This is a genomic window from Flavobacteriales bacterium (assembly GCA_016712535.1).
Taxonomy (GTDB): Bacteria; Bacteroidota; Bacteroidia; order Flavobacteriales_F; family PHOS-HE28; genus PHOS-HE28.
Genome location: JADJQW010000004.1, coordinates 333,393 through 349,347, shown reverse-complemented (window position 1 = coordinate 349,347; position 15,955 = coordinate 333,393). Strand labels below are relative to the sequence as shown.

The window sequence follows — 15,955 nt, the reverse complement described above, 5'->3', positions numbered from 1 at the left end:
GCTGATCACACGATCATCCCTGCAGCAACGGTCTCGTTGGTGCCCTCATCGATGAGGATGATGCTGCCGGTGTAGCGGTTGCGCGCGTATTTGTCGAAGTGCAGCGGCACGGTGGTGCGAAGATGAACCCGGCCGATGTCGTTCATGCGGATCGTCTGGTCACCCTCGGCCTTGTGCAGGGTGCTGATGTCCATCTTGTACTTCACCTCCTTCACCATCGCGCGGCAATCACGGCTGGTGTGCTTGAGGGCGTACTTGCCACCGGGCTGAAGCGGCCGTTCGTTGAACCAGCAGAGCATCACGTCCACGTCCTGCGTGCTTTCCGGCGCATTGTTCGGGCTCACGATCATGTCGCCGCGACTGATATCGATTTCATCTGCGAGCGTCATCACCAAGCTCTGCGGCGCGAAGGCCTCCTCCACCTCGCGCTCACCGAGGCTGATGCTCTTGATGGTGCTCTGGAAGCCGCTGGGCAATACCTGCACTGCATCGCCCTTGCGGAAGATGCCGCCTTGCACCCGGCCCGCGAAGCCGCGGAAGTCGTGGTGCTCATCGGTCATCGGACGCACCACGTACTGCACAGGGAAGCGGCGATCGATGTGGTTGAGGTCGCCTGCTATGTGGATGTTCTCCAGCAGGTACATCAGCGTGGGGCCCTGGTACCAAGGCATCCGATCACTGCGGTCCACCACATTATCGCCCTTCAGCGCGCTGATGGGAATGTAGCGGATGTCGCGCACCTCGAGCTTGCTGCTGAAGTCCTCCAGTTCCTTCTGGATGCGTGTGAAGACGGCCTCGTCGTAGTCCACCAGGTCCATCTTGTTGATGCAGAAAACCACGTGCGGGATGCCGAGCAGCGAGGCGATGAAGCTGTGCCGGCAGGTCTGCTCCAGGATGCCCTTGCGCGCGTCCACGAGGATGATCGCCAGGTTGGCCGTGCTGGCGCCCGTGACCATGTTGCGCGTGTACTGGATGTGGCCCGGCGTATCAGCGATGATGAATTTCCGCTTCGGCGTAGCGAAGTAGCGGTACGCCACATCGATGGTGATGCCCTGCTCGCGTTCGGCACGCAGGCCATCGGTGAGCAGCGAGAGATCGACCTCACCCGTGCCGCGCTTGGAACTGGCCTTCTCCATCGCCTCCATCTGGTCGTCGAAGATGGCTTTGCTGTCGTACAGCAGGCGACCAATGAGCGTGCTCTTGCCATCGTCGACGCTGCCCGCCGTCGTGAAACGGAGAAGATCCATGTCGAGATAGCCGTGCGTCGAGTTGTCCTTCATCGCTTCAGAAATAACCTTCCTTCTTCCGATCCTCCATCGCCGCCTCGCTCCGCTTATCGTCCATCCGCGAGCCGCGTTCAGTCACACGCGAAGACGCCACCTCCTCGATGATCTCTTCCAGCGTGCTCGCCGGCGAATCCACGGCTCCGGTGCAGCTCATGTCTCCGATGGTGCGGAAACGCACCTGCTTCATGTAGGGCTTCTCCTCCGGCTTCAAGCGCATGAAGGAACTGTTCGCATAGATCACGCCGTCGCGGTCGAACACCTCGCGCTGGTGGCTGAAGTAGATGCTGGGGATGGGGATGTTCTCCAGCAGGATGTACTGCCACACGTCCATCTCCGTCCAGTTGCTGATGGGGAAGGCGCGGAAGTGCTCACCTGGGCGTTTCTTGCCATTGTACAGGTTCCACAGCTCGGGCCGTTGATTCTTGGGGTCCCACTGGCCGAACTCGTCGCGGTGGCTGAACACGCGCTCCTTGGCACGGGCCTTCTCTTCATCACGACGACCGCCGCCGATGGCGCAATCGATCTTGTGCTTCTCGATGGTATCGAGCAGCGTTACCGTCTGCAGCTTGTTCCGGCTGGCGTAGAAACCGGTCTCCTCCTGCACTTTGCCTTGATCGATGCTCTCCTGCACGCTGCCCACGATCAGCTTGGCGCCATGCTCCTTCACGAGGTCATCGCGGAAGGTCATGGTCTCCTCGAAGTTGTGGCCGGTGTCCACGTGCACGAGCGGGAAGGGGACCTTGGCGGGGAAGAAGGCCTTGCGGGCCAGGTGGAAGCACACGATGGAATCCTTGCCACCGCTGAAGAGCAGGGCGGGGTTCTCGAATTGGGCGGCCACCTCGCGCAGGATGTGGATGCTTTCGCTCTCCAGTTCCTTCAGGTGGGTGAGTCGGTAGGAATGCATGGGTCAGCTCCGCGAGATGCGCGGAAGGATGAAGTTCAAGAGTTCGGCGGTGCTCGCCTCTTCGCTGCGGCCGGCGGTGGCAACGCGGATGGCTGGGGCAAGGGGCGATTCGAATGGAGCGCTGATGCCCGTGAAGTCCTTCACCTCGCCAGCACGTGCCTTCGCATAAAGGCCCTTGACGTCCCGTGCCTCGCAGACCTCGATTGGCGTATCGATGAAGGCCTCGATGAAGTCTCCTTCGCCGATGATCGCCTTGGCCTGTTCCCGCATCGCGACCGTTGGTGAGACGAAGCAGCAGATCACCACCGCGCCATTCTGCACGAAGAGCTTCGCCACTTCGGCAATGCGCCGGATGTTCTCCATGCGATCGGCATCGCTGAAGCCCAGGTTGCTGTTGATGCCCGTGCGCACATTATCGCCATCGAGCACTGCGCAGAAGCGGCCGCGCTGATGAAGCTCCCTTTCCAGGGCGATGGCGATGGTGCTCTTGCCACTGCCGCTAAGGCCGGTCATCCATACCGCACAGCCACGCTGCCCGAGGAGAGCCTCCTTGTCCGCCCGTTGGAGCAGGCGGTCATGAACAGGATGAATGTGCGCTGGCGAAGGCATTCCGATTCGGGTCGCGAAAGTAGCGGTTCCGCTGAGGCTGGCAGGGGCTGCGCACCGTGCTCCTATCTTGGCGCCATGGCCCTGAAAACCGTCGCCGCACAAGGCTCGCGCGTGCCGCTTTCCGCCCCCACCATCGACCAGGTGGGCATTGAGGAGCGCGTGGCCCGCATCAAGGCGCGCAGCATCAAGAAGGAGGCGAAAGTGCAGGGCATGAAGCTCGCCCTGAGCATGATCGACCTCACCACCTTGGAAGGCGCCGACACGCCCGGCAAGGTGAAGCAGCTCTGCTACAAGGGCATGCACCTGCATGATCAGCTCCAGGGCCTGCCCACCGTGGCCGCCATCTGCGTGTATCCCTCCATGGTGAAGGTGGCGAAGAGGGCCTTGGGCGACAGCGGCGTGAAGGTGGCCTCCGTTTCAACGGCCTTCCCCAGCGGGCAGGCGCCCAGGTCCGTGAAGATCGCCGACACCCGGTTCGCCGTGAACGAGGGCGCCGATGAGATCGACATGGTGATCAGCCGCGGGCGATTCCACAATGGAGACTACAACTTCGTCTTTGATGAGATCGCTGCGATCAAGGAGGCGTGCGGCGAAGCGCGCCTGAAGGTGATTCTCGAGACCGGTGAGCTAGGCACCTACGACAAAGTGCGACTGGCGAGCGACATCGCCATCGCCGCCGGCGCCGACTTCATCAAGACGAGCACGGGCAAGATCAATCCGGCCGCGACGATGGAAGTGACCCTGGTGATGCTGCACGCCATCCGTGATCACTACCTCAAGACAGGGCATATGATCGCCATGAAGCCCGCCGGCGGCATCCGCAAGAGCAAAGAGGCGCTGCACTACCTGATGATGGTGAAGGAGGAGCTCGGTGAAGAGTGGTTGAGCAATCACTGGTTCCGCTTCGGTGCGAGCAGCCTGGCGAACGACATCCTCATGCAATTGCAGAAGGAAGCCGACGGGCACTACCAGAGCCCGGATTACTTCAGCGTGGACTGAGTGCGGCCTCGTTGCGTGTTTCCAGTGCCCCGAGTGTCCTTCGAGGAAGGCGGTGCGCAAGAAGAAGCACGTGATGCGCGCTCTTTCGCCGGGAACATCATCGATTCAATGCTGCACGATCACACGCAGCGCCTGTGACGTGCTTGCTTGCATGAGCAATACCGTATACAAGCCATCCATCTCGCCGCTCAGGTCGAGGGTGTAGCGGTCCGCGGTGACCGCGCGCTCGTCGCTCACCACTTGGCCAAGGCCATTCAGAACGAGCATGCGGCTCATGCGCGAACCGGCAGGTAGCGCAACGGTGAGGGGGCCGCTGGTGGGGTTGGGAAATGCAGCTGCTTCGCGCACGGCGTTTGGATCACCAACAACCGTCGTTTCATCCTCGTACTCCACTTCCCAGCCCGCCAAACGCCAGCGAAGGGCGGGCGTGCCCGTCTCGAAATTGGTGAAGTCTCCGCCAGCTATCAGCAGTTCACCCTCGCGCGCAATGGACCACACTTGGTTGTTCAGGGTCTCATACCAGTTCGGGAATACAATCCCGGTGGTCGCGTTCACAGATGCTATACCACGGCGTGGAAGGCCGCCGAGAGTGAGGAAAGAGCCACCCACATAAAGCGTGTTGCCGGAGATCTTCAGGGCCTGCACGGCGTTGTTCGCGTTGCACACCCACGTTGCATCCACGTTGTTCGAGTTCGCATCCAAGGCTGCGAGGTTAACCCTGCTCGAAGCGCCGATGCTGGGAAAGCTACCGCCTACATAGACCCGATCTTCGTTGTCCCTGAATGCGATCGTGTACACGGGACCACTGGCCTGTGGATTCCAAGCGTCTGGCGTTTCATTGCCCAACGCGAATCGACCGAGGTGAGGTCTATTCTGGGGCGGTGTACCGAGGTTGGTGAAGTTGCCGCCTGCGTAAAGCCACCCCTCGTTCACCTCCAGCACATAAACCTGCCCGCCTGCATTGGGGGCCCATGTGGGAATAACCTCGCCAGTCGCAATATCCAATGCGGCCAAATAATTACGGGAGTAGCCGCTGACCGTAGTGAAGCTTCCGCCGATGTACAACGTGGTGCCATCCCTGGTCATCGTGTAGGCTGGAAAGTTGAGGTCGGGTTGCCAGAGTGGCAGCGGCGCACCGGTCATGTCCACCGCTGCCGCCCGATTGCGCGTCTGTCCGCCAACCGTGGTGAAGGTCCCAACGAAGTAGATGTTACCCGCGAACAGTTCGATATCATCAACGGCATCGTTCGCGTCCGGGTTGAACGAACTTGGCTTGCCGCTCGTCAACTCCAGCGCAGCGATGTTGTTGCGCGAGCGAGCACCCACAACGATGAATGCTCCGCCTGCGTAGATCCCATTGTCGCCCCTTGCGATTGAGAATACTGGCCCGGAGGCAAAGGGATTCCAGTTGGTCGTAGCGCCATTCTCCCGATCGACCTCAGCCATGCGGCGGCGTTCAACGGCCGGGTTCCCGGCAGAGACGAACGCCCCCGAGAACCGCACGCTTCCGGACTCGACCACGATGCTGTACACCACATTATCCGCCGTCGGGTCCCAATTCAATAGGACGGGTGCAGGTGAGCGCTTCACGGCCGCAAGCCGGGTCCTGGGCTGACCATAGAACGTGGTGAAGTCACCGGCAGAGAATAAGGTGTCGCCAGAAAGCGCCAGGGCCCAGACCGTATTGCTGGCTCCTGGGTTGAAGGTGGTGAGGGCGCCCGTGGAGCGGCTCAGTTCGGCAAAACGCGCACGGCTTGTGCTGTTCATCTGCGTGAATGCCCCACCCACCATCGCTGTCGTGTCCGTCAGCGCGATAGCGTACACATCACCATTCGCATTGGGCGCCCAGGAAGTAGCATCACCGGTTGTCGCATCCAATGCGATCAGTCTGTTGCAGGTGGCGCCGCCCATGGATGTGAATGAGCCTCCGACGTAAAGGAGATCGCCAGATGGCACGATGACGCGGACCTGATTGTTGTTCGCATGGCCCACGCCATTGAACTCCGCCACAGGGTTCGAGTAGCCGTTCGGATCCGTGATGGGCACTCCAGGTACTGCATGGAATGCCGCGATGCGATTGCGGGCAAGGCTCGCATTGGAGAAATCACCACCTACATACAGCTTGCCGTTGTGCAGGGCCAGGGCGCGCACCTGGCCATCCGCGCCGGCCTGCCAATCCGGATCGAGATCGCCATTGCTCAGGATGTGGGCCAGCCTCGCGCGCGGCTGGCCGCCCACTTGCGTGAAGTTGCCGCCGATGTACCAGCCGCCAGCGCCGTCGGATACAACTGCGTTAACGTTGTTGTTCGGGCGTACATGATTGAAGTAGTTGTTGAGCTGTGGAGGATCTTGACGCAGCACTGGCCAACCTTCGCCCTCCGCCTCCAGCTGACAACCATAGGAAGTGATCGCGGGGGGCACCAGCTCATAAAAATCCCCTCCGAGATAGACGCGGTCATTCGGTATATCCAGTTCCATGGCCTGCACAGTGCCGTTCGCCGCCCACCAATCGAGCTTTCGCTCAACGATGTTGGGTTGCGCCAAGCAATAGGCTGGTACTGTGATGGCGATGATCGGTGTCGTGAAGCGTGCGCTCATGTCCAATGGGTTGGGGATAAAGGTCGATGATTTCCGGAGGTAAATGTCTGGAGGAGGAAGGTAGCTTCAGCTCGCCTCAACGGCGCCCCTGCGCCGCCATCATTTCCACCTCACTTCGCCCGCTGAACTGCTCCTTGCTACTGTCGCGCTGTAGGGTCTCGTCCATCGCATTCACGGAACGGATGTGCGCAAGGTTGGCGATGTGCGGCGAAGCGTGCTTGAAGGTGATCCTCGAGACCGGTGAGCTAGGCACCTACGACAAAGTGCGACTGGCGAGCGACATCGCCATCGCCGCCGGCGCCGACTTCATCAAGACGAGCACGGCGCAGATCAATCCGGCCGCGACGATGGAAGTGACCCTGGTGATGCTGCACGCCATCCGTGATCACTACCTCAAGACAGGGCATATGATCGCCATGAAGCCCGCAGGGGGCATCCGCAAGAGCAAAGAGGCGCTGCACTACCTGATGATGGTGAAGGAGGAGCTCGGTGAAGAGTGGTTGAGCAATCACTGGTTCCGTTTCGGCGCGAGCAGCCTGGCGAACGACATCCTCATGCAATTGCAGAAGGAAGCCGACGGGCACTACCAGAGCGCGGATTATTTCAGCATCGATTAGGCCGTCACCAAACGCCAGCTGTTCACATCGCGCGGTCCTCTTCGATGTACCGGTCGAAGCCATTCGATACGTTCGCTCTCCACCAAGCCCGAAATCATGAGAATCAGCTGCGCCCTCCTCGTATTCTCCATCACCGCCGCCGCCACCGCCCAGTGGTCGCAAGTGAACAATGGCATCTCCAACCTGGCCAATGGCGCTTATACCCTTGGCGCTTCCGATAGCCATGTCTTCGCCAAGACGCTTACCGCACTGTACCGCAGCGCCGACAACGGCGACAACTGGGAGGAGATCGATCCGCCGATCGCGAACAACACCACCGAGTGCGGGGCCTTCTTCAACGGCCGCTACTACGCGGGCTTGAACGCCTCCACGGCCTGCATCCATTACACGGACGATAACGGTGACAGCTGGACCGAAGCTCCCGGGGCGCCCTCCGCCACTGTGGTGCGCGGTTTCCTCGATTACGGCGGAGCGCTCTACGCGTACACCAGCAATGCAGGTATCTACCGCACCCTCGATGGCACCAATTGGGCCGCGGTGAACAACGGCCTCACCAGCTTGAATGTGATCGGCATGAGCGCCGCTGGGCCTTACTTCCTTGCTGCCACCATCGGCGCAGGCGTCTTCCGCACGATCAACGCCTCTTCCTGGACCCAGGCAACGGGCATCGCTCCCGGCGACCTGAATGGCGAGAACACCTGGCGCATGGGCAATTTCCAGTATTACACGGCGCAGGGCGGCGCACTTTACCGCTCATCGGATTTCGGCGCATCGTACGCATCGTTCACGGCATTCCCGCAATTCGGCCTGGGCGTGGTCGAGATCAAGCGCTACGGCAGCAGCCTGTACATGGAATCGAGGCACTTCGCTGGAGGCGGCCTCCGCGACAGCCTCTACCGTTCCACGAACGAGGGCGCCGATTGGACCAACATCACCGGCAACCTCAACGCCGCCGACCTTAATGGCAGCGGTATCCTTGCCAGCGATGGCTATCTCTTCATCGGATACAGCATCAACTCCCCAGGGCAAGGGCTGTATCGATACGCGATCTCAACCGGGGCTTCAACGATCGTCGGGCAGCAGCAGCCCTCGGTCTTCCCGAATCCTACCACGGGCGCGATCTCAATTCGCCTGCCGATCGGCATTGTGAGCCCATTGTGCACGCTCTTCAATGCACAGGGCGCCCTGGTGGCTAGTAGCCGTGCATCCTCAACCCAGCAAATGGATCTTTCTGAGTTGCCGGCAGGGTGCTACACGCTTCGCTGGGATGATGCACGTCTCCCTCCTGTCCGTTTGCTGAAGCAGTAGCATCGCCGCTCCTCCAAGGGCGCCTCGATGGCCGCGAGCACTGTCCGGCAGTAGCCGGTTCGCGCTACGCGCCATCGGATTCACCCCGTGGCAACAAGCCGCTTGCAGCTCAGCACGCCAACGGCTCAGCAATGCTCGGACGCATTGCGCAACTGCTCCAGCACTTCCGCCTTCCGCCTCCGGCTCACTTCGATCACGCCTCCATCGCTCATGGTCACCAGGCCCTCGGAAGTGAAGCTTCGCACATGGCGGAGATTGATGATGTGCGAACGGTGCGCACGGAGGAATTCCTTCTCCGCGAGGAATTCCTCGTAGGTGCTCAAGGGATAGCTGCTCAGGAGCCTTTCGCCACGGCACAGGTGGAACCAGGTGTAGTTGCGATCCGCCTCGCACCGAATGATGTCCGTTGTCCGCAGGTGGCGGTCGCCCTTGCGTGTCACGATCACCAAGGTGTCCGGCGCACGCTCGTGCGATGGCCGATCAAGGAGCAGGCGGTCCACGCGAGCCGGCAGCAGATCGCGTTGCGCGATCACATGCGCGATGGCCGCATCGAGTTCCGCAGGCTTGATGGGCTTGAGCAGGTAATCGAGCGCGCTGTAGCGGATGGCGCGGATGGCGTAGGCCTCGAAACCGGTGATGAAGATGACGGCGAAATCCCGCTTGGGCAGGGCATCGAGCATGGCGAACCCGTCCATATCGGGCATTTGCACATCCAGCAGGACGAGGTCGGGCCCAAGCCCTGTGATGAGGTCGATCCCATCAGCGCCGCTCGCACCATGGCCCACCACCGCTACCGTGCCGTTGTGACGGCGCAACTCGACCTCCACCTGCGCTCGGGAGAACGCATCATCATCCACGATGACGGCGCGCAGCGGTCCGCTCATGGCAGGGTGCCTTCGATGGACCGGATGAGCGATAGCACCGCCGGGTCCCATTGGGAGGATGGCACATCCCCGCTCATCGTGAGCACCGCGTCGCACAGCGGGGCGAAGACCTGTTCATCGCGATGGACGAGTTGCGGACGGATGACGTGTGCGATGCGCTGCACTTCCTTCCGGTCCTTGGCGGCGTGCGCTTCCTGGAGCGCGCGCAAGCGCTCGGGGACCAGCTGCAGGAACAAGGCCGCATAGAGATCCCCTTCTTCTTCGCTCGACTTCGATGCGCCACCATCGCCGGTAAGCCGCGCAATCGCATCCACCAGGTCCTGCACCTTGAAGGGCTTCGACACGCAAGCGTCCATGCCGGCCTCGATGCACTGGGACAACTCCGATGGCAGGACACTGGCGGTAAGCGCGATGATGGGCAGTTCGGACCCGCTCGCACGCAGCTGGCGGGTCGCGGCCAAGCCGTCCAATTCGGGCATCTGCACGTCCATCAGCACCAGCCCGATGCTTCCGTCCCCGCGCGTGATCCGCTCCACCGCTTCGCGCCCGTTGCCGACATGCACGATGGTCGAGTGCGGGAAGCGCAGCTTCAGGGTCTCCACGGCCACGGCCGCGTTCAGGTCGTTGTCCTCGGCAACAAGGATGGTGCGGCCGTTGAGCGCGCCATTGCTTGAGGGGTGGGCGATCCCCGCCGGTTCGGGCGCGACGGCCTCTTCCAAAGGAAGATGCACGTTGAAGGTGGTGCCCTTGCCCTGCTCGCTCTCAACGTCAACGGACCCCTTGTGCAGCTTGACCAAATCGCTCACAATGGAAAGGCCGAGACCGGTGCCGCCATAGCGACGCTGGTCGTTCGCATCCACTTGGATGAAGCGTTCGAATACGCTGGAGAGCTTGTCGTTGGGGATGCCGATTCCGGTATCGCTCACGCGGAATCGCACCTGGCCCGGCGAGCGCGCGATCTCCAGCCGCACCTCGCCGTCGCGGGTGAACTTGAGGGCATTCCCCAGCAGGTTCAGGAGGATCTGCGTGAGCCGTGCGCCATCGCCAGCCACCCATTGCGGCACGTCCGGGGCGATCCTGATGCTGAGCTGGTCGCCCTGCTGTTCCGCGCGATGCTGCAGGACCTCACCGCACTGCCGGGCGCATCGGTGCAGGTCGAAGACCTCATGGACCAGCGTGAGCCGCCCGGCTTCCATGCGACTGATGTCGAGCACGTCGTTGATCACGGCCATGAGATTGTCTCCCGCATCACGGATGGATCGCAGGTAACGTGCGCTATGCTCGTCGCGGGTGCCCTCCAGCAGGATGCTGCTGAAGCCCATGATGGCGTTCAGCGGTGTGCGTATCTCATGGCTCACGTTGGCCAGGAAACGGTCCTTGGCGCGCTCGCTTTCCTCGGCGCGCTGCTTCTGGACGAGCACTTCCGCATGAGCTCGCTGCAAGGCCTGCGCCGTCCTCCGCTGCGTGCGATAAGCCCTCCAAGCGGCGAATGCCAAGCCAAGGATGACCAGCGCGACGATCACCGAGGCCATGATCAGGATGCGTTGCAATCGGATGCGCTCCATCTGTAGCCGGGCGAGCGCGCGCTGTTCTTCGCCCCTTTGCTCCAATTCGTTGATCTCGCGGTCCTTCAATCCGACCTGGCTTCGTTGCAATTGACGGCGAGTCCCTTCCTCCCAGAACGCGATGTTCAGACTGTCGGTGAGGGCAACGGCCTGCATGGCCAGTTCGTGCGCCTCGCGCAAGCGGCCCATCCCTGCGTAGCGGTCGGACCTCGCCAAGAGCACTTCCTTGCGCATGGCGCCGAGGTCGTTGTCGGCGGAGATCCGCTCTGCATCACGCAGCAGGTCGAGTGCCCGTCGGTGGTCCTTTCCCACGGCATCGGCCATGAGGATGCGAGCCTTAGCGGCAGACAGGGGAACATGCAGGCTGTCGGCGAGGTGCATGGCGGCTTGAAGCTCCAGCAGCGCGCGGTCAGGCCGTTCGGAGATGAGGAGCAGCCCCCCCAGCGCGAGCCTGGCTTCGAGCACGGTGCGTCCGATGGCCGTGGCGCGCAGCACAGCAATGGCCCTGCGGTAATGCTCTTCCGCTTCGTGGTGCCTGTTCCGCATGCCGGCCACATCGCCAAGGCCGATGAACGCCCTCCCCTCCAGCTCGATCAAGCCGCCCTCGTGGGCCACCGTCGCAGCGCGCTCATAACAGGTGACTGCACTGTCGAGGTTCTCCAGGTCGGTGTGTATGTATGCGACGGAACTGAGCACGTGCGCGAGCAGGCCGGCAGGGAGACGCCGGGTGCGTGCGATGCGGAGCACTTCACTGTACCGTTGGATCGCCCCGGTTGAACCACCCATGCGCATGAGCCCATCGCCGATGCGCGCGTGGGTGCGTGCAACGAGGACGGGATCCCGTTGCTCGCTGCACAGCACCAGCACCGCGCGCAGGTCGTCGAACGCGCGGCCGTTGCGGCCGTCTCGGATCAGGGCGTCGCCGCGGGCGAAATGCGCCATGGCGAGCAAGGCCGTATCGCGCTGCGCGACGGCGAGTGTCCGCAACGTATCGGCCCACGTGACCAGAGCCTGTGCTGTGCCCCTGGCAAGCAGCGTGTCCACGATGTTCGAGGCGATACGCAAGCGTTCATTCGCTTGAACTGCGCGTTCGTATTCGGCCAGCTGATCGAGCGGAACGTCGGTGCCATCAAGCGGCGACCGGTCGCCGGTGCCATCACATGTGGCGATGGACAATCCGGTGAAGCGCTCGCGGCGTGGCGCCTTGGCGACAGCGCTTTTCGCATTCACTGGTCCTGCCGGTGTCGCTGGTGCGGCCTCCTGCTGTTGCTGCCTGCCACCGCCCGATCCGTCACCTCGCCCGCCCCCACTTCCGTCCCCACGACCGCCACCTCGCGCACGGAGGGTATCGTGCTGTGCGCACAAAAGGGCGGATGCCAAGCACAAGAGCAGTGCGAGCGACGCCTGTTTGAGCATGGCGCGAAAGTACCCGGCCCTCGGGGCGGTTGCTTACCGTTCGGACGATCGATGACCGCTGGATCGATCGTTCGCGACGCACCGCTCTCGCGCACGTTCCATTTGCGGGAAGAACAGCCCTCCTGATGCAGCAACAACACGAACGTCGACCCGAACGCGCCACGGCATTTGAGGTCGGCCAGCTCCTGGGTCTGGCCGCAGCGCTGCTGCTTAGCGCGACCACCCCTGTGCTGGGGCAGGGCAACGTGGGCATCAATAATCCCGCACCCCACGCCAGTGCCTTGCTGGACCTCACGAGCTCGGACAAGGGCCTGCTCATGCCGCGCATGACCACCGCTCAGCGCACGGCGATCGCCTCGCCTGCGACCGGCCTCCTCGTCTTCGACACTTCGCAGAACGGTTTCTACTTCTTCGATGGCACCGTGTGGTTGCCGCTCGCTTCCGGCAGCACGGGATGGAGCACGACCGGCAACGCAGGAACATCCGTGTCCACGCACTTCCTGGGCACCACGGACAACGTGCCGTTCAGTTTCCGGGTGAACAACGCGCACGCAGGGCGCATCGATCAGTTGAAAGAATCCGTGACCTTGGGCAGCCAGGCGGGCCTCTCGATCACGACCGGTGCGAACAACACGCTGATCGGCGACTCCACCGGCCGGAGCATCACCACCGGTATCCGGAACACTTTCGTGGGCGCCGCGGCCGGCACGAACGCAACCACCGGTTTCGACAATACCATCATCGGCTCGGAGGCAGGACGGCCCCTCACCACGGGAGGCAGCAACACGCTGGTGGGCTCTTATGCCGGGAATGCGCTCACGGGTGGTTTCTCCAACACCTTGCTCGGGTTCGCGGCTGGTCGCAGCATCACCACAGGCACGGGCAACATCGGCGTCGGGATCTACGCAGGCGGAGCCAACACCACCGGCGGCAGCAACATCGCGATCGGGACGTACAGCGCGTACTCGGCCATTGGGGGCAGCAACAACATCGCCATCGGATACATGTCCGGCTACATGAATACAACGGCGAGCCACAACATCGCCATCGGCACCAATTCAGGCTATCAGAACACCACCGGCACGGCCAACGTCAGCATCGGGGAGAATGCGGGCCAATGGAACTCGACGGCCAGTGAGAACACCATGATCGGCCAGCATGCAGGGCGAATGAACACAGCGGGCCGCAACACCTTCGTGGGTTCTTCCGCCGGCGCCGCGAACACAACAGGCCAATTCAACACGTTCCTTGGGCCTTACAGCGGCACGGCCAACACCACAGCTTCCAACAACACCTTCCTGGGCTGCTATGCCGGGCAGGCGAACACGACCGGCGCGGTGAACACCTTCGTCGGCGTTTCGGCCGGGCAGGCCAACACCACCGGGGCCGAGAACACCTTCGTCGGCGTATCAGCTGGGCTCAACACGACCACGGGCTCATTCAACACCTTCATCGGTCGCAGCGCAGGGCGATTGAACACAACAGGCACGGACAATGTATTCGTGGGACCCACGGCGGGATTAGGAAATACCACCGGCAACCAGAACACCATCGTGGGCCGTAACGCGGGGGTGAACAGCAACGGCTCCCAGAACACCTTGCTCGGGCACAACGCGGCCGCGGCCATGACCACTGGTGCGGCGAACACCCTGCTCGGCTATCAGGCGGCCTGGGGGAATACGACCGGAACCAATAACACCTGCGTTGGCGCGGGTGCCGGCTATAACAACGGAGCGGGAGCGAACAACACCTTCATCGGCCATAGCGCCGGGAACACGGCTGTTGGTCTGACGAATGCTGCCGCAATCGGCTATCAGGCGCAAGTCAGCGCCAGCAACAGCCTCGTGCTCGGCGGCACAGGCGCGAACGCCGTGAACGTCGGCATCGGCACCACCGCACCGCAAGCGGAATTGGAGGTGAACGGCTTCACCATGCTGGGGAGCAATGCGCCGAAGATCAAGATGCTCAAGCTGACAGGTAACACCGCTGCCGCGGATGGAGGCTTCAGTTCCATTCCGCACGGTCTGGTCATGTCGAAGATCCTCTCCGTCTCGGTGCTCGTGGAGGCCTCCGCCGGCAACAATTGGATCCCGCCCAATTTCACCTGGGTCGCAGGGTGGCAATACACCTTCGCCCTGAACAACGCGAACGTCACGGTGTACAACCTGCCGGGCGTCTCTTCAGGCGTTCTCAGCAAGCCCATCAAGGTCCTCATCACTTATGAGGAATGAGGCGCCGCCTTTGCATCGCCACGTTCTTCACGGCCGGGACTTGTCCTGCGCAATTGCTCGTGGACAACGGCGCGGCCATCACCGTGCAGGCTGGCGCACAGGTCACCGTGAAGGGTGATGTGCTGAGCACTCCGGGGTCCACCATATCGAACAATGGCACCATCGACCTGAGCGGAGACTTCACCAACAACAGCGGCAATGACCTCTTCGGTTCGTCGCAAGGCACTGTTGTACTGAACGGCGGGGCGCAATCCATCGGTGGGAGCTCGGTCACGCTGTTCAACAACGTTTCGCTGCTCGGTGGACCGATCACGCTCGCGCAGGACATCAACACCGGTGGCCACCCGGCACAGAATGGTGTGCTCACGTTGAGCTCGGCGCAACTCTACCTCAATGCGCAGAAGATCGCAGTGCTGAACCCTGCTCCAAGCGCGATCACGCGGACCACGGGATTCCTGATCAGCGAGACCGATGCCCTCACGGGCTATGGCGAAGTGCAATGGCTCATAGGAGCAAGTGCACCGGGCACCTATGTGTTCCCGTTCGGCAATGATGTCACGAACGACTACCTGCCGCTGATCGTCACCACCACCTCTCCTGGTGCCGGGGGAAGTGGATCCATCACTTGCAGCACGTATCCGACGGACCCTTTCGCAGCGCCGAACAACCGCCCCTTACCGGCCGGGCTTCCCTCGCTCACGGACCTCGTCGGCCTTGAGAATGCGCCCAGCGTGGTGGACCGTTTCTGGCCCATGCGCGCGGACAACTTCAGCACGACGCCCACAGCCACCATCACCTTAACGTATCGTGACAGCGAGTGGAGCAGCGGCACCAACGCCATCGCGGAAGGCTTGCTGCAGGCCCAGCGCTTCAATGGCGCGGCTTGGTCGCAACCGCCGATGGGTGCGGTGAATACCGCAGCGAACACGGTGACGACCGCGTTGACCAACAACTTCGATATCGTGTGGGCACTGGTTCAGAGCTCCGCGCCGTTGCCGGTGGAACTGCTCGCGTTCGAAGCACGACCGGTGGACGATGAGGTGGCGTGCAGTTGGACCACCGCCACCGAGTTGAACAACGACTTCTTCACCGTGGAGCGAAGCGCCGATGGCACGGTGTTCACCGACATCGGCGAAGTGGAGGGGTCGGGCACTTCGCCGGTGATGCATGATTACGCGTTCACCGACAAGCAACCGTTGAGCGGCCTCTCGTACTACCGCTTGCGACAGACCGATCTCGATGGCACGAATACCTGGTCCGAAGTCGCGGCCGTATGGCGCGATGCGCCGAGCTCGGACCTTGTGGTGTACCCGAATCCTGCCAGCGGTGCATTCAACATCACGGGCGTAGGACCGGATTTCGTCAGTGTCCGTCTGGTCGATGCTGCTGGTCGCGGTGTGAAGCACTGGAGGGCAGCAGGCTTGCTAGGTATCGCGGATGTACCGGCAGGTTCGTACACGGTGATCGTGGAACGATCGGACGGCCAGCGCGACATGGAGCGCTTGGTGGTGCGATAGGACCGAACAGCCGATCTTGCG

The 15,955-nt window shown here is 62.2% G+C and carries 11 protein-coding genes; 5 read left to right on the top strand and 6 right to left on the bottom strand.

Annotated elements, in window-relative coordinates; translation table 11 throughout:
* Nucleotides 1-5 precede the first annotated feature (5 nt).
* The 3 genes from cysN to cysC are packed head-to-tail and all read right to left on the bottom strand — an operon-like array spanning nt 6 to nt 2,799.
* A complete protein-coding gene (gene cysN, locus IPK70_15940; GenBank protein ID MBK8228653.1) occupies nt 6-1,280 on the bottom strand; it encodes a sulfate adenylyltransferase subunit CysN in 1,275 nt (424 codons plus the stop codon).
* 4 nt (nt 1,281-1,284) lie between these two features.
* Nucleotides 1,285-2,190, bottom strand: a complete 906-nt coding sequence (gene cysD, locus IPK70_15935; GenBank protein ID MBK8228652.1) for a sulfate adenylyltransferase subunit CysD — start codon at nt 2,188-2,190, stop codon at nt 1,285-1,287.
* A 3-nt stretch (nt 2,191-2,193) separates the two neighbouring features.
* Nucleotides 2,194-2,799 (bottom strand): adenylyl-sulfate kinase, encoded by a 606-nt coding sequence (cysC, locus tag IPK70_15930; protein MBK8228651.1) that lies wholly within the window; start codon nt 2,797-2,799, stop codon nt 2,194-2,196.
* A 75-nt stretch (nt 2,800-2,874) separates the two neighbouring features.
* Between cysC and deoC the strand changes: the two genes are divergently transcribed.
* A complete protein-coding gene (gene deoC / locus IPK70_15925; GenBank protein ID MBK8228650.1) occupies nt 2,875-3,798 on the top strand; it encodes a deoxyribose-phosphate aldolase in 924 nt (307 codons plus the stop codon).
* Nucleotides 3,799-3,903: 105 nt separating this feature from the next.
* Here the strand turns inward: deoC and IPK70_15920 are convergent, their stop codons facing one another.
* Nucleotides 3,904-6,396 carry a hypothetical protein gene (locus IPK70_15920; GenBank protein MBK8228649.1) on the bottom strand — a complete coding sequence of 831 codons (2,493 nt, stop codon included), beginning with the start codon at nt 6,394-6,396 and terminating at the stop codon, nt 3,904-3,906.
* Nucleotides 6,397-6,422: 26 nt separating this feature from the next.
* Between IPK70_15920 and IPK70_15915 the strand changes: the two genes are divergently transcribed.
* Together IPK70_15915 and IPK70_15910 are read left to right on the top strand one after the other, a co-directional pair.
* Nucleotides 6,423-7,013: a hypothetical protein gene (locus IPK70_15915; GenBank protein ID MBK8228648.1), complete on the top strand. Its 591-nt coding sequence runs from the start codon at nt 6,423-6,425 to the stop codon at nt 7,011-7,013.
* 96 nt (nt 7,014-7,109) lie between these two features.
* Nucleotides 7,110-8,321 carry a T9SS type A sorting domain-containing protein gene (locus IPK70_15910; GenBank protein ID MBK8228647.1) on the top strand — a complete coding sequence of 404 codons (1,212 nt, stop codon included), beginning with the start codon at nt 7,110-7,112 and terminating at the stop codon, nt 8,319-8,321.
* A 125-nt stretch (nt 8,322-8,446) separates the two neighbouring features.
* On the opposite strand, the gene IPK70_15905 is transcribed toward IPK70_15910, so the two are convergent.
* A complete protein-coding gene (locus IPK70_15905; GenBank protein ID MBK8228646.1) occupies nt 8,447-9,205 on the bottom strand; it encodes a response regulator transcription factor in 759 nt (252 codons plus the stop codon).
* Complete coding sequence (locus IPK70_15900) at nt 9,202-12,186, bottom strand: response regulator (GenBank protein ID MBK8228645.1); 2,985 nt, start codon at nt 12,184-12,186, stop codon at nt 9,202-9,204. Before IPK70_15900 ends, IPK70_15905 begins: the two co-directional genes overlap by 4 nt.
* A gap of 125 nt (nt 12,187-12,311) precedes the next feature.
* On the opposite strand from IPK70_15900, the gene IPK70_15895 reads away from it, so the two are divergent.
* Both IPK70_15895 and IPK70_15890 read left to right on the top strand, forming a co-directional pair.
* Nucleotides 12,312-14,417, top strand: coding sequence for a hypothetical protein (locus IPK70_15895; GenBank protein MBK8228644.1), 2,106 nt, complete (start codon nt 12,312-12,314; stop codon nt 14,415-14,417).
* Nucleotides 14,414-15,934 (top strand): T9SS type A sorting domain-containing protein, encoded by a 1,521-nt coding sequence (locus IPK70_15890; GenBank protein ID MBK8228643.1) that lies wholly within the window; start codon nt 14,414-14,416, stop codon nt 15,932-15,934. The genes IPK70_15895 and IPK70_15890 overlap by 4 nt, the downstream gene beginning before the upstream one ends.
* The last annotated feature ends 21 nt before the right edge of the window (nt 15,935-15,955 follow it).